General features: G+C 71.3%; 13 protein-coding genes. 11 read left to right on the plus strand and 2 right to left on the minus strand.

The genetic code is table 11. The annotated features are described in order from the left end of the window. The first annotated feature begins 6 nt into the window (after nucleotides 1-6). From frr to ET989_RS09045, 4 genes are read left to right on the plus strand one after another with little or no spacing between them, the layout of a single operon-like run. Nucleotides 7-561 carry a ribosome recycling factor gene (frr, locus tag ET989_RS09030; RefSeq protein WP_180320777.1) on the plus strand — a complete coding sequence of 185 codons (555 nt, stop codon included), beginning with the start codon at nucleotides 7-9 and terminating at the stop codon, nucleotides 559-561. 1 nt (nucleotide 562) lies between these two features. Next, the gene (locus tag ET989_RS09035; protein WP_131168212.1) at nucleotides 563-1444 is read left to right on the plus strand and encodes a phosphatidate cytidylyltransferase; all 882 of its coding nucleotides are present in this window, start codon (nucleotides 563-565) and stop codon (nucleotides 1442-1444) included. An 11-nt stretch (nucleotides 1445-1455) separates the two neighbouring features. Beyond that, on the plus strand, nucleotides 1456-2628 hold the full coding sequence (gene rlmN / locus ET989_RS09040) for a dual-specificity RNA methyltransferase RlmN (protein WP_131168213.1): 1173 nt from the start codon (nucleotides 1456-1458) through the stop codon (nucleotides 2626-2628). Continuing rightward, nucleotides 2628-3365, plus strand: a complete 738-nt coding sequence (locus ET989_RS09045; RefSeq protein ID WP_131168214.1) for a YwaF family protein — start codon at nucleotides 2628-2630, stop codon at nucleotides 3363-3365. Before rlmN ends, ET989_RS09045 begins: the two co-directional genes overlap by 1 nt. On the opposite strand, the gene ET989_RS09050 is transcribed toward ET989_RS09045, so the two are convergent. After that, entirely contained in the window at nucleotides 3366-4442 is a 1077-nt protein-coding gene (locus ET989_RS09050) for an LOG family protein (RefSeq protein ID WP_131168215.1), read from the minus strand. An 18-nt stretch (nucleotides 4443-4460) separates the two neighbouring features. On the opposite strand from ET989_RS09050, the gene dxr reads away from it, so the two are divergent. The 7 genes from dxr (at nucleotide 4461) to ET989_RS09085 (ending at nucleotide 12823) form a co-directional block, all read left to right on the plus strand. Next, a complete protein-coding gene (dxr, locus tag ET989_RS09055; RefSeq protein ID WP_131168216.1) occupies nucleotides 4461-5615 on the plus strand; it encodes a 1-deoxy-D-xylulose-5-phosphate reductoisomerase in 1155 nt (384 codons plus the stop codon). After that, a complete protein-coding gene (locus ET989_RS09060) occupies nucleotides 5615-6901 on the plus strand; it encodes a M50 family metallopeptidase (RefSeq protein WP_131168217.1) in 1287 nt (428 codons plus the stop codon). Before dxr ends, ET989_RS09060 begins: the two co-directional genes overlap by 1 nt. A gap of 11 nt (nucleotides 6902-6912) precedes the next feature. Further along, nucleotides 6913-8058, plus strand: coding sequence for a flavodoxin-dependent (E)-4-hydroxy-3-methylbut-2-enyl-diphosphate synthase (ispG, locus tag ET989_RS09065; protein ID WP_131168218.1), 1146 nt, complete (start codon nucleotides 6913-6915; stop codon nucleotides 8056-8058). 138 nt (nucleotides 8059-8196) lie between these two features. Continuing rightward, on the plus strand, nucleotides 8197-9024 hold the full coding sequence (locus tag ET989_RS09070) for a GNAT family N-acetyltransferase (protein WP_131168219.1): 828 nt from the start codon (nucleotides 8197-8199) through the stop codon (nucleotides 9022-9024). Between the two features lie 149 nt (nucleotides 9025-9173). After that, a complete protein-coding gene (locus tag ET989_RS09075; protein ID WP_131168220.1) occupies nucleotides 9174-10190 on the plus strand; it encodes a TerC family protein in 1017 nt (338 codons plus the stop codon). A gap of 78 nt (nucleotides 10191-10268) precedes the next feature. Continuing rightward, complete coding sequence (locus ET989_RS09080; protein WP_131168221.1) at nucleotides 10269-12032, plus strand: proline--tRNA ligase; 1764 nt, start codon at nucleotides 10269-10271, stop codon at nucleotides 12030-12032. Further along, nucleotides 12029-12823 (plus strand): sulfite exporter TauE/SafE family protein, encoded by a 795-nt coding sequence (locus ET989_RS09085; protein WP_131168222.1) that lies wholly within the window; start codon nucleotides 12029-12031, stop codon nucleotides 12821-12823. Before ET989_RS09080 ends, ET989_RS09085 begins: the two co-directional genes overlap by 4 nt. Nucleotides 12824-12827: 4 nt before the next feature. On the opposite strand, the gene ET989_RS09090 is transcribed toward ET989_RS09085, so the two are convergent. Then, nucleotides 12828-13775, minus strand: a complete 948-nt coding sequence (locus ET989_RS09090; RefSeq protein ID WP_131168223.1) for a DUF4439 domain-containing protein — start codon at nucleotides 13773-13775, stop codon at nucleotides 12828-12830. Nucleotides 13776-13782: the final 7 nt, after the last annotated feature.

A 13782-nucleotide genomic window follows, 5' to 3' on the forward strand; every position in this document is an offset into this window, starting at 1 on the left:
ACGATGATCCCCGAGATCATGGCGACCGCCGAGCAGAAGATGAAGGCGACCATCGAGCACGTCAAGGACGAGCTCGCCGGCATCCGCACCGGGCGCGCCCACCCGGCCATGTTCAACAAGATCATGGTCGACTACTACGGCACCCCGACCCCGCTGCAGCAGCTTGCGACCTTCCAGGTTCCCGAGGCCCGCCAGGTGCTGATCAGCCCCTTCGACCGCAACGCGATGAACGCGATCGAGAAGGCCATCCGTGACTCCGACCTGGGCGTGAATCCGGCCAACGACGGCCAGCACGTGCGCATCGTGCTGCCCCAGCTGACCGAGGAGCGTCGCAAGGAGTACATCAAGATGGCCCGCAACAAGGCCGAGGAGGCCCGCGTCGCCGTCCGCAGCAACCGCCGTCACGCCGTCGACAGCATCAAGAAGCTGGAGAAGGACAAGGAGATCGGCGAGGACGACGGCCGCAACGGTGAGAAGCAGCTTGACACTTTGACCAAGAAGTACGAGGAGCAGGTCAACGAGCTGCTCAAGGCCAAGGAAGCCGAGCTCCTCGAGGTCTGACGTGACGGACCACGCTGCGGCGCCCCCCAGGAAGAAGCGATCGGCCGGGCGCGACCTGCCGGCCGCGATCGCGGTGGGCGTCGGGCTGGTCGCCCTGCTGGTCCTGACGCTCGCCTTCTGGCACTGGGGCTTCATCCTGCTGGCGGCCCTCATGCTGAGTTTGGGCGCGATCGAGGTGCACCAGGCCATGAAGCGACTGGGCATGAACGCTGCCATCATCCCGATCGTCCTCGGTACGGTCGGGATGATCGTCGGAACCTACGCCGCAGCGACCGTCCCCGACGCGCTCCTGTGGCGGATGCCCTGGCACTCCGTGTTGCTGATGTTCCTGGGCGCCACGGTGCTGGCCGCGCTCATCGTGCGGTTCCCCAAGGGGCACGAGAACTTCGTCCGGGACGCGTCGGCGTCGGTGTTCATCATCGGCTACATCGCCCTGCTGGGCTCCTTCACCGCGCTCATCCTCGCCGGTGAGAACGGCGCCGCGCGCATGGTGACGTTCCTGCTGTGCGTCGTCGCCAACGACACCGGCGGCTACGCGGTGGGCGTCCTGTTGGGCCGGACGCCCCTGGCGCCGGCCATCAGCCCCAAGAAGACCTGGGAGGGGCTGGCCGGGTCGCTCGGCTTCGCCATCGTGGCCGGGTCGGTGCTGGCCCACTTCGTCCTCGACGTCGGCTGGTGGGTCGGCGCGTTCGTCGGCATCGTCTGCGTGTTCTTCGGCACGGCCGGCGACCTGATCGAGAGCTCGATCAAGCGCGACGTCGGCATCAAGGACATGAGCTCGATCCTGCCCGGCCACGGCGGCGTCATGGACCGCCTCGACTCGATGCTCGTGGCCGCCGCCCCCGCCTGGCTGGTGATGTACCTGTTCGTCCCCGGCGGGTAGCCTTCGGTGCGATGACTGAGGGACTGACCGAGGCCGAGCGCGCACGCGCTGACGAACTGGACGCGCACGCCCGTGCCGGGCGGGTGTTCCCGCTCGTGTTCGACGCGCCGCGCCGCGGCAAGCCGCCGCGCCACTGGGCCGACCTGGCCCCCGACGAGCGCCGCGCTGCCGTCACCGAGGCGGGCCTGCCGGGCTTCCGTGCCTCCCAGTTCGACCACCATTACTACACCCAGGCGAGCACCGACCCGACGGCGTGGACGGACCTGCCGGCGTCCCTGCGCGAGCAGGTGGCGGTGACCTTCTTCCCCGACCTTCTGCACGAGGTGCGCTCCCAGACCGCCGACGAGGGCACCACGGTGAAGACCCTGTGGCGCCTGCACGACGGCAACCTCGTCGAGAGCGTGCTGATGGAGTACGGCGTCCCCGGCAAGCCCTCCAGCGGCGGCGGACGCCACCGCGCCACCCTCTGCATCTCCTCCCAGGCCGGCTGCGGCATGGCCTGTCCCTTCTGCGCGACCGGCCAGGGCGGCCTGCAGCGCAACCTGTCCACGGCCGAGATCGTGGGCCAGGTCGTGGCCGCCAGCCAGCGCGTCCGCCTCAACAACATCGTGTTCATGGGCATGGGCGAGCCGATGGCCAACTACCCGGCCATCATGGGCGCGATCCGGCGCATGGTCGACGACCTCGGGCTGTCGGCGCGCGGCATCACCGTCTCGACCGTCGGGCTCGTGCCGCGCATCGAGAAGCTTGCCACCGAGGGGCTGCCGGTCACGCTCGCGGTCAGCCTCCACGCCCCCGACGACGAACTGCGCGACACGCTCGTGCCGATCAACACCCGCCACAAGGTCGACGAGGTTGTCGACGCCGCCCACGCCTACTTCACCGCGACCGGGCGCCGCGTCTCGATCGAGTACGCCCTGATCCGCGACGTCAACGACCAGGCGTGGCGCGCGGACGCGCTGGCCGACCTGCTCACCCGGAAGGGGCGGGGCGCGCACTGGGTGCACGTCAACCCCATCCCGCTGAACCCGACGCCCGGCTCGAAGTGGACAGCCTCGCGGCGCCACGACGAGCAGGAGTTCGTCCGACGGCTCAACGCCCGCGGCATCGCGGCGACGATCCGGGACACCCGGGGGCAGGAGATCGACGGCGCCTGCGGGCAGCTCGCCGCCAAGGAGCGCTGATGGGGTACTTCTCCGCCAGCCCGGCCGGGCGCCCCTTCCGGCTGTTCGGAGGACGCCACCTCGCCGCACTGGCGGGCACGAGCCTCGGCATCGCCGGCACGATCGCGCTCGGTCGCCGCCAGGACGAGGCCGGACGCCGCCGCACCAAGGCCGTCGTCATCGCGGCCCTGTGGGGCCAGGAGCTCGCCTACCACGCCTGGAAGGCCCGCCACGGGCAGTGGAACGTGCGGGAGATGCTGCCGCTGCACCTGTGCTCGGTGCTGGTGTGGGCCGGCGGCATCAACTTTCTCCGGCCGACCCGGCTCGGCGACGACCTCACCTGGTACTGGGGGCTGACGGGTGCGCCACAGGCGCTGCTGACCCCCGACCTGGCCGACTATGGCGACCGGCACTTCCGATTCCACCAGTTCTTCATCAGCCATGGCTTCCTGCTGACGGTGCCGCTGTGGCAGGTGTTCGTCGAGGGCCGACGCCCGACCCCGGCCGGGGGCGTCCGCGCGTTCGCGATGCTGCTGGCCCAGGCTGGGCTCGCGCACGTGGTCAACCGCCGCATCGGCAGCAACTACCTGTTCGTCACCCGCAAGCCGGACACCGCGAGCATCCTCGACAAGCTGCCTCCGTGGCCGGGCTACATCCCCTATCTGGTGGCGATGGCGGGCGTCCTGTTCGCCGCCGAGTACGCCCCGTTCGCCGTGGCAGACGCCCTGCGCGACCGCCGCCCGCGGCGCCGCGCCTGATCAGCTCAGCAGCGCGAGAACCTCGTCGACGCTGTCGACCAGATGGATCTGCGACTCCATCAGCCGTCCCTTCGCCAGCGCCTTGAGCAGCGGCCAAGCCGGGACGGTCCGCGTCCAGTACTCGTGGCCCAGCAGCACCATGGGCCGGATCTCGTGGGTCTCCAGGGCGTAGAAGTTGCGGGTGAGGGCCTGGAAGATCTCCTGCGTGGTTCCGGCGCGGCCGGGGGAGTAGACGATGCCCGCTCCGCACAGGCGCAGCAGGATGTCCTCGCGGATGGCGTTGTCGAAGTACTTCGCGATCGCAGTGCCGAAGACGTTGGGCGGCTCGTGGCCGTAGAACCACGTCGGGACGCCCACGGACAGGCGCGAGCAGTCCCAGCGCTTCTTCACCGCGAAGCCCGCGGCTGCCCACACGCCCGCATCCGGCGCGAAGGAGGGCACCTCGGCGAGCACCGAGCAGGCCAGCGGCAGGGCCTCGGCACCGTCGCGGAAGCTGGCGCCGAGGTTCGCCGCCTCCATCGCGCCCGGCCCCCCGCCGGTCAGCACAAGGTGCCCCGCCTCGGCGAGGCCGTGCCCCAGCCGGGCGGCCTGCACGAACTCGGGCGTACCGCGTCCGACCGAGTGGCCGCCCATGACGCCCACGCCTGCCCCCGGCGCGGTGACGATGTCGATCAGCGCGTCGCTGACGAAGTGGTCGTGCAGCGACTGCGCCAAGGTGGCGTCCAGCAGGCGGGAGCGCTCGCGCAGCGTCCAGCCGTAGACCTTGGCGTCCGGCGTGGCGGCGTAGCCCCCCTCCAGGCCGGCGTAGAGGTCTTCGGGGGCGTAGAGGCGCGAGGGGTAGGCGTCGAACGGCAGCTGCGGCAGCCGGGGGAAGATCGCGGCGCCGCGCTCGGCCAGGCTCGCCGCGACCCGGTGCTTGAGCCGGCAGCCGAGGAAGAAGGCGTTGTGCACGGGGGTGCGCTCCAGAACCTCGCCGCGGCCGCGCAGGTCGAGCGCCTGGACGACGCACCCGGCCAGCGACCGCTCGCGCCGCACGTGCTCGTCGAACGCCTCGATGGTCTCGATCTCGGCACGCATGGTGAGAGACTAGCTCCCGTGCGTGACGTCGTGATCCTTGGCAGTACCGGCTCGATCGGGACGCAGGCGTTGGACGTGGTCGCGTCCCGCCGCGACCGGTTCCGGGTGGTGGCGCTGACCGCGGGGGGCTCCCAGCTGGCGCTGCTGGCCGACCAGGTGCGGGCGTTCGCGCCGCGGTTCGTGGGCGTCCCGACCCCCGACGCCGCCGAAGAGCTGCGCGCCCTGCTGGGGGAGACAGACGTCGAGGTGGTGGGCACCGACGCGAACGAGATGGCCGCCCGGCTGCCCGCCGACGTCGTCCTGAACGCCATCACGGGTGCGGCCGGGCTGCTGGCCACCCTCGCGGCGCTGGAGTCCGGCACCACCCTGGCGCTGGCCAACAAGGAGTCCCTGGTCATCGGCGGGCGGCTCGTGACGGACGCCGCGGCCCCGGGCCAGCTGGTTGCCGTCGACTCCGAGCACTCGGCGTTCGCCCAGGCGCTGCGGGCCGGGCGGGCGAGCGAGGTGCGCCGGCTCATCCTGACCGCCTCGGGCGGGCCGTTCCGGGGGCGGACGCGCGCCGAGCTGGCCGACGTCACGCCCGAGCAGGCGATGGCCCACCCGACCTGGGACATGGGCCGGGTCATCACTATCAACTCCTCGACCCTGGTCAACAAGGGCCTCGAGCTGATCGAGGCGGCCCTGCTGTACGGCGTCGACTACGACGCCATCCACGTGGTCGTGCACCCCACCAGCGACATCCACTCCATGGTCGAGTTCGTGGACGGGGCGACCATCGCCCAGGCCAGCCCGCCAGATATGCGCCTGCCGATCGCGCTCGGCCTGGCCTGGCCCGACCGCGTGCCGGACGCCGCGGCGTCCTACGACTGGTCGGTGCCACGCACGTGGCACTTCGAGCCGCTGGACGACGCGTCCTTCGGCGCGGTCGAGCTCGCACGCCGCGCCGGGAAGGCGGCCGGCACCGCGCCCGCGGTCTACAACGCGGCCAACGAGGTGTGCGTGGACGCCTTCTGCGCCGGCCGGATCGGCTTCTTGGACATCGTGGATACCGTGGAGGCCGTGCTGGACGAACACCTCGCGACGGGCCACGTGCCCGACGATGCCCTGACCGTCGAGGCCGTGCTGGCCGCCGACGCCTGGGCCCGCGAACGGGCCACCTCGGGGTCGCGCTGATGGAGCTGTTCTGGACCATCGTCTTCGGGCTGCTCTTCTTCGGCCTGCTGATGGCCTCGGTCGCGCTCCACGAGGTCGGCCACTTGCTGCCCGCCAAGCTGTTCGGCGTCCGGGTGCCGCAGTACTTCGTCGGCTTCGGACGTACCCTGTGGTCGATCCGGCGGGGCGAGACCGAGTACGGCGTCAAACTGTTCCCCCTGGGCGGGTTCGTCCGGCTGCTCGGCATGTACCCGCCGACCCGGCCGGGCGCGAGGCAGACCTGGCTCCAGCGATTCGCCGACGACGCCCGCGGCTACGAGTGGGACGAGGTACGCCCCGGTGACGTCGAGGGCAACCGGCTCTTCTACCAGAAGAAGACGTACCAGAAGCTGATCATCATGGCCGGCGGCATCACGGTGAACCTCATTCTGGCTTTCCTGCTGTTCTGGGGCGTCACCGGCCTGCACGGCACGTGGCGCGAGCAGCCTGTCGTCCGAAGCATCCAGCAGTGCGTCATCACCGAGCAGCGCGAGGACATGGCCTGCCGGCCGTCCGACCCGCTGACGCCGGCCGCGCAGGCCGGCCTGACCGAGGGCGACCGCATCCTGAGCTTCAACGGTGCCCCGATCGCCGAGTACGCCGACCTGACCGAGCTCATCCGGGCGAACCTCGACCGCCCGGCGACGCTGGTCGTCGAGCGCGGCGGCCAGCAGGTCACGCTGCCCACCGTGAACACCCGCGTCACGGGCGTCCGCGACACCCTCGACCCTTCCCGCGTCATCCCCGCCGGCTGGCTCGGCGTCGTGCCCGTGATGGAGAAGGAGTACGGCGGCCCCGTCGACGTGCTGCAGGACATGGGCCAGATGGCCGCCCAGTCGGTCGTCGCGCTGGCCCAGTTCCCGGTCAAGGTGTTCCACGTGATCGCCGACATGGTCACCGGCCAGCCCCGCGACGTGTACTCGCCGATCAGCATCTTCGGCGCCAGCTCGCTGGCCGGGCAGGCCGCCGTCCAGGAGGCGCCCATCGCCGACCGGGCCGCCATGTTCGCCAGCCTGCTGGGCTCGATCAACCTGTTCCTGGCCCTGTTCAACCTCGTCCCGCTGCCGCCGCTGGACGGAGGCCACATCCTCGGCGCCCTGTGGGAGTGGGTGCGCCGCACGGCCGCCCGCCTGGCCGGCCGCCCCGACCCCGGCCCGGTCGACACCGCCAAGATGGTGCCGGTGGCCTATGCGGTGGGAGGATTCCTCCTGCTGTGCGGCATCGCCCTGATCGTGGCCGACATCGTCTCGCCCGTGAAGATCTTCTGAAGGAGACAACCATGACCGTGAACCTCGGAATGCCCGTCACGCCGCCGCCCGTCCTCGCGCCGCGCCGCCCAACCCGGCGGATCAACGTCGGGAAGGTCGCCGTCGGCGGGGGAGCGCCCGTGTCGGTGCAGTCGATGACCACCACGAAGACGACCGACATCAACGCCACCCTGCAGCAGATCGCCGAGCTGACCGCGACCGGCTGCGACATCGTCCGCGTCGCCGTGCCCAGCCAGGACGACGCCGACGTGCTGCACATCATCGCGAAGAAGTCGCAGATCCCGGTGATCGCCGACATCCACTTCCAGCCCAAGTACGTGTTCGCCGCGATCGACGCCGGCTGCGCCGCCGTCCGCGTGAACCCGGGCAACATCAAGCAGTTCGACGACAAGGTCGGCGAGATCGCCAGGGCGGCCGCGGACGCCGGCATCAGCCTGCGCATCGGCGTCAATGCCGGCTCCCTCGACAAACGCATCCTCGCCAAGCACGGCGGCCCGACCGCCGAGGCCCTGGCCGAGTCGGCCCTGTGGGAGGCGTCCCTGTTCGAGGAGCACGGCTTCGGTGACTTCAAGATCTCGGTCAAGCACAACGACCCGATCGTCATGGTGAACGCCTACCGGCAACTCGCCGCCCAGTGCGACTACCCGCTGCACCTGGGCGTGACCGAGGCCGGCCCGGCGTTCCAGGGCACCATCAAGAGCTCGGTCGCGTTCGGCATCCTGCTGGCCGAGGGCATCGGCGACACCATCCGCGTGTCGCTGTCGGCGCCGCCGGTGGAGGAGGTCAAGGTCGGCCAGAAGATCCTCGAGGCGCTCAACCTGCGCCAGCGCCAGATGGAGATCGTCTCCTGCCCCGGCTGCGGTCGTGCCCAGGTGGACATCTGGGGCCTGGCCAACGACGTCACCGACGGGCTGGAGGGCCTGACCGCCCCGCTGCGCATCGCCGTCATGGGCTGTGTCGTGAACGGCCCGGGCGAGGCCCGCGAGGCCGACCTCGGCGTGGCCGCCGGCAACGGCAAGGGCCAGATCTTCATCAGGGGCGAGGTCATCAAGACGGTACCGGAATCCGAGATCGTCGCCACGCTCATCGAGGAGGCCAACAAGCTGGCCGCGGAGATGGAGCACACCGGGCAGGCCCCGGAGGTCGTCGTCCGCTGACCGGCCCGGGGCAGTGACGCACCTACAGCTGCGAGCGTGGTGAGCTCATCGAACACGTGCCACGCCCGCCACGGGCTCGGCGCCTTCGATGGCCGGATCCTGCTCCGGGGCGCGTGAGCGGCCACTACCCTGAACGCCATGCGTGCGCGAGTGCTCGACGAGGGTGACAGGCCGGTCGTCCAGCGGCTGTTGGACACAGACCCGGTCGGCCATTGCTTCGTCGCCTCCCGGGTCGACGCCGGCGTCCTGCGGGCCCATCGCGCGGGGGAGTTGTGGGGCTACCCGGCCCACGCTCCCCGATCGTTGCTGCACGTGGGAGCCAATGTTTTCCCGGTCAACGCCGACGACGAGGCGCTGGACGCCTTCGCCCTCGACCTGGGTCGTTGGCGCAGCTTCGTCGCACTCGTCGGACCCGTCCCCGCCGCCTTCGGTCTGTGGAACCGCCTCGTCGACGCATGGCCCGAGGTCTACGACCGCGCGCGGGTCGTCCGGGCCCGCCAGTTGCTGATGTCGTGTGCCGAACCCAGCGGGGTGGAACTGGACCCCCGCGTACGCCGGGCGTCGGCGTCCGACTTCGAATCGTACCTGCAGGCCGCGGCGCACATGTACCGCGAGGAACTGGAGGAGGACCCGCTCGGGACCAATCCTGCCGGCTACCGCGCCTACGTGCGGTCCCTGGTCGAGCGAGGGCTGGCCTACGCGATCGTGGAGGACGGCCGGGTGATCTTCAAAGCCGACCTCGGGGCAGTCTCCGCGAGGGTGGCGCAGGTGCAGGGCGTGTGGGTGAGGCCCGACCTACGTGGCCGGGGCGTCTCGGCGCCGGCCATGGCGGCCGTCACCACCGCGATCATCGAGCAGGGTCGGGTGGCTTCGCTGTACGTCAACGACTTCAACGCGCGCGCCATCGCCAGCTACCGCAGGGTCGGTTACGAGGTCGTCGGGGAGTTGGCCTCGGTCCTCTTTTGAATCGTGTACTTTTCCCCTATTCTGGTCACCAGAGGGGAGTACTTCCCAAGTCCGTGTCCGGCCAGTGCGGCACCCCAAGGTGTCCCGGCGCGACGCCTGTTCCGGCAGGCGAAGGAGACCTCGGCCATCGTCAAGACCGAGGAGTTTCCATGCCGCCTGTCGGCACCCCCCTTCTGTGGGCCATCACCCTCGGCGCCGTGCTCGTGCTCGTCGCCGTTGACTTCGCCCTGACCCGCCGTCCGCACGAGGTCTCCATGAAGGAGGCGCTCGGGTGGTCGGCCTTCTACATCGCGTTGCCCCTTGCCTTCGGCGCCTGGGTGTGGGGCGGTTACGGCCCCCAGCGGGGGCTTGAGTTCTTGACCGGTTACCTCGTCGAGAAGACGCTGAGCGTCGACAACCTGTTCGTCTTCATGGTGCTGCTCGCGGCGTTCGCGGTGCCGGCCGAACTCCGCCAGCGGGTCCTCCTGTTCGGCATCGTCGGGGCGCTGGTGCTCCGCGGCGTGTTCATCGCCGTGGGTGCCCAGCTCATCGCCAGCTTCTCGTGGGCGTTCCTCCTGTTCGGGGCCATCCTGCTCGTCACCGCCGTGAAGGTGCTCCGCGACGCGCTCGCGCCCAGCCATCACGCGATCGACGTCTCGCAGCTGCGTTCGGTGCGCCTCGTGCGCCGCTTCATGCCGGTCACGGACGACTACCACGGCCCGCGCCTGTCGGTCGTCGAGGGGGGTCGTCGCGCGCTCACGCCGATGGCGCTGGTGGTGCTCGCCATCCTCAGCGTCGACGTGGTGTTCGCGGTCGACTCGGTCCCGGCCGTGTACGGCATCACCGATGACCCGTACCTCGTCTTCGCCACCAACGCGTTCGCGCTGCTCGGCCTGCGTGCGCTCTACTTCGTGCTCGAGGGCGCGCTCGGGCGCCTCGTCCACCTCGGTTACGGCCTGGCCGCGATCCTCGCCTTCATCGGCGTGAAGCTCGTCCTGCACTGGGCGCACGGCCTGTGGTCGTGGGTGCCCGAGGTTCCCACGCTGGCCTCTCTGGGCGTCATCGTGGGCATCCTCGCCCTGGTGGTGACGACGAGCCTCATCGCCACCCGGAACGGGTCCCACCCCCGGGGTGACGCCGCTGCCGCGACGGACGCCGAGTCCCAGCCGGCGCGGCGCGAGGCCTGAGGTGTGGCTGTGGGCCTGCAGGGCGCGGAGGCGACCGAGGTCGGCTGAGGCCGCCCTCATCCCCTAGGCTTGGCGCTCGTGATCACACGCCTGTCCGAGCTGTTCGTCCGTACCCTCCGCGAGGACCCCGCCGACGCCGAGGTGCCGAGCCACCGCTGGCTCGTCCGCGCGGGGTACGTCCGCCGCGTAGCTCCGGGCATCTACAGTTGGCTGCCGCTCGGCCTGCGCGTGCTGCACAAGGTCGAGCAGATCGTCCGCGAGGAGATGGACGCCATCGGCGCACAGGAGGTGCGCTTCCCGGCGCTGCTGCCCCGCGAGCCGTACGAGGCCACCAACCGCTGGACGGAGTATGGCCCCAACCTGTTGCGGCTGACCGACCGCAAGGGTGCCGACATGCTGCTCGGCCCCACCCACGAGGAGATGTTCACCCTCATGGTCAAGGACCTCTACTCCTCCTACAAGGACCTGCCACTCAGCCTGTACCAGATCCAGACCAAGTACCGGGACGAGGCCCGTCCCCGCGCGGGCCTCCTGCGCGGCCGCGAGTTCGTGATGAAGGATTCCTACTCCTTCGACATCGACGAGGCCGGACTGCAGGCGTCCTACGACCGGCACCGCGAGGCCTACCAGCGCATATTCGACCGGCTCGGACTGGAGTACGTCATCGTGTCGGCGACCTCTGGCGCGATGGGCGGCTCGGCCTCGGAGGAGTTCCTCGCCGTCGCCGAGATCGGCGAGGACACCTTCGTCCGCAGCGCCGGCGGCTATGCCGCCAACGTCGAGGCCGTCAAGCGCCCGCTCGCACCCCAGCAGGACGCCACGAGCGTCCCCGCCGCACACGTCGAGGACACCCCCGATACGCCGACCATCGAGACCCTCGTCGCGCTGAGCAACGAGCGGTACCCCCGCGCCGACCGCGCGTGGAAGGCCGCCGACACGCTGAAGAACGTCCTGTTCATGCTCAAGCATGCCGACGGCACCCGGACGCCGCTGGCCGTCGGGCTGCCCGGCGACCGCGAGGTGGACGCCAAGCGCCTCGAGGCCGCCGTCGAGCCCGCCGAGGTCGAGCCCTTCGGTGACGCGGACTTCGACCAGTACCCCCAGCTCGTGAAGGGCTACATCGGCCCCGGCGCCGCCCTCGGGCTGGACGCCGACGGCAACGGGATCCGCTACCTGACCGACCCCGACGTGGTGCACGGCACCCGCTGGATCACGGGCGCGAACGAGGCCGGACGCCACGTCTACGACCTGGTCTACGGTCGCGACTTCGCCTCCGACGGCGTGCTGGACGTCGCCGAGATCCGCGAGGGCGATCCCGCCCCCGACGGCTCCGGCCCGCTGGCGCTGGCCCGCGGCATCGAGATGGGCCACATCTTCCAGCTCGGCCGCAAGTACGCGGACGCGCTGGGCCTGAAGGTGCTCGACCCGAACGGCAAGCTCGTGACGGTGACCATGGGCTCCTACGGCGTCGGCGTCTCGCGCGCGGTCGCGGCCGTGGCCGAGTCGACCTGCGACGACAAGGGCCTGGCCTGGCCGCGCAACGTCGCCCCGTTCGACGTGCACATCGTCGCCACCGGCAAGGACGAGGCGGCGCTCACGTTCGCCAACCGCCTCGCGCACGAGCTGGACGAGGCCGGCGTGTCGGTCCTGCTGGACGACCGCAAGGCGTCCCCGGGCGTGAAGTTCGCCGACGCCGAGCTGCTGGGAATGCCCACCTCGGTCGTGGTGGGCCGCACGTTGGCCGACGGAGTCGTCGAGGTGCGCGACCGCGCCAGCGGCGCCAAGGAGGAGCTGGGCGTCGACGTCGTGGCCAACCACGTGGTCGCGCTCGTCAAGGGGTGACCGGCCTCGAGCTGCCGCTACTGACGATCGCCCTGCTCGTCGCGGCCTCGTTCCTGGCCGGCTGGGTCGACTCGATCGTCGGTGGGGGCGGACTCATCCAGCTGCCGTCGCTCTTGATCGGGCTGCCCGCGGACACGCCCGTCCCGACGATCGCCGGCACCAACAAGCTGCCCAGCGCCATGGGCACGGCGGTGGCCGTCATCACCTACCTGCGGCGGGTGCGCATTCCGTGGGCCGCGCTCCTGCCCTTGATCGCCTTCTCCTACCTGGGCTCCTCGCTGGGCGCCCAGCTCACCCACTTCCTTGACCGCGCCGCCTTCACCCCGCTGGTGCTGGCCGCCATCGTGGGCGTGGGCTGGTACACGTGGCGGCGTCCGCAGCTCGGCCTGCACCACGAGGTGCGGCACGCGGGCTGGCGCGGGTTCGCGTGGCTGGCGCTGATCGGGCTCGTCGTGGGTCTGTGGGATGGCTTCATCGGCCCCGGCACCGGCTCGTTCTTCCTGATCCTGATCGTCGCCGTCATGGGCTTCGACTTCCTCACCTCCACCGCGTTGGCCAAGATCGCCAACCTGACCACCAACATCGCCGCGATCGTCGTGTTCGGCATCTCTGGCAACATCCTGTGGGGCCTGGGCGCGGCGATGGGCGTGGCCAACCTGCTGGGTGGTCTCCTCGGCGCCACCATGGCGCTCAAGCACGGCAACGGGTTCGTCCGCAAGGTGTTCCTGGTCGTGATCGTCGCCCTCGGCCTCAAGCTCTGCTGGGACATGGTCGCACCGCTGTTCGCCTGAGGCGTCAGGTCGACGGCAGCCCCGGCCAGCGCTCCAGCAGCCCGCCCCAGCGCGGCACGTCCGCGGCGACGTCGCCGAGCGCGGTGACCAGCAGCGGGCGCAGGGCGGCCGGTCCGTGGGCCAGCGCCCGTCCGAGCACGGGCAGGGCCGCGGCTTGCAGGCGGGCCGCCAGCGCGCGCCCCGCGGCGGCGTCGGCGGGCCGATCGACCGCGTACCACGGGGGAGCGGGCGTCGGGGTCGCCGAGGCGGCCGTGATGCCGGCGGCGAGGTCGTCCCGCAGACCCGACCAGAACTCCAGTCGGCCACGCAGCGCGTCCGTCTCGTCGGCCGCCAATCCGGGCGCGCCCGCCGCGACCTGCAGCCCGTACAGGGTGGCCGCGGCCGCGTCGAGCGCGGCCTGGGCGGCGGCGTCCGGCTCCTGCGGCGCCGGCAGGCGGACGCCGCGGCCCGGCTCGCGCGCCCCGGAGGCCTCCGGGAACTGTGCGGCCAGCGCGACCGTCCACGCGGCCATGGACGCCCAGACGATCGGTCGGGCCGTGCTCGCGTCGAGGGCCTGGGCGGTGAAGGCCTCCTGCGCCGTCTCCAGCGCAGCGGCCAGGCCGGTGGGCGTGGGCGGGGGGGCGGGCGTGCTGGTCGCCTCGGCCGCCGGGGTCGGGACGGGTACCAGCGAGGGGGTCGGGGCGGCCGTCGCCACGGGCGCGGACAGCGACACGGCCGGGAACTGGTCGTCGGTCACGTCCAGCGCCCATCCCAGCAGGTCGGCCTGCGCCCGCGTCAGCGGGCCTGACGCCGCGGTCACCAGCTGGGCGCGCAGCTCCTGCAGCGCCTCGTGCCCGGGCACGGAGGGATCGGGCGTGGGGGCGCTGACCGGGGGCACCCCGGACGGGAGGACGCCGCACCCGGTGAGCGCCGCCAGCGCGGCACCCCCCAGCAGGACGCGTCGGGTCAGCACGCGAACG

This window comes from Propioniciclava sinopodophylli, assembly GCF_004324755.1.
GTDB lineage: Bacteria > Actinomycetota > Actinomycetes > Propionibacteriales > Propionibacteriaceae > Propioniciclava > Propioniciclava sinopodophylli.

What these genes read in the sequence shown, in the direction of transcription:
- rlmN (WP_131168213.1), top strand. Translation starts at nt 1,456, where the DNA reads ATGACTGAGGGACTGACCGAGGCCGAGCGCGCACGCGCTGACGAACTG.
- ET989_RS09045 (WP_131168214.1), top strand. Translation starts at nt 2,628, where the DNA reads ATGGGGTACTTCTCCGCCAGCCCGGCCGGGCGCCCCTTCCGGCTGTTC.
- ET989_RS09050 (WP_131168215.1), bottom strand. Translation starts at nt 4,442, where the DNA reads ATGCGTGCCGAGATCGAGACCATCGAGGCGTTCGACGAGCACGTGCGG.
- ET989_RS09060 (WP_131168217.1), top strand. Translation starts at nt 5,615, where the DNA reads ATGGAGCTGTTCTGGACCATCGTCTTCGGGCTGCTCTTCTTCGGCCTG.
- ispG (WP_131168218.1), top strand. Translation starts at nt 6,913, where the DNA reads ATGACCGTGAACCTCGGAATGCCCGTCACGCCGCCGCCCGTCCTCGCG.
- ET989_RS09070 (WP_131168219.1), top strand. Translation starts at nt 8,197, where the DNA reads ATGCGTGCGCGAGTGCTCGACGAGGGTGACAGGCCGGTCGTCCAGCGG.
- ET989_RS09075 (WP_131168220.1), top strand. Translation starts at nt 9,174, where the DNA reads ATGCCGCCTGTCGGCACCCCCCTTCTGTGGGCCATCACCCTCGGCGCC.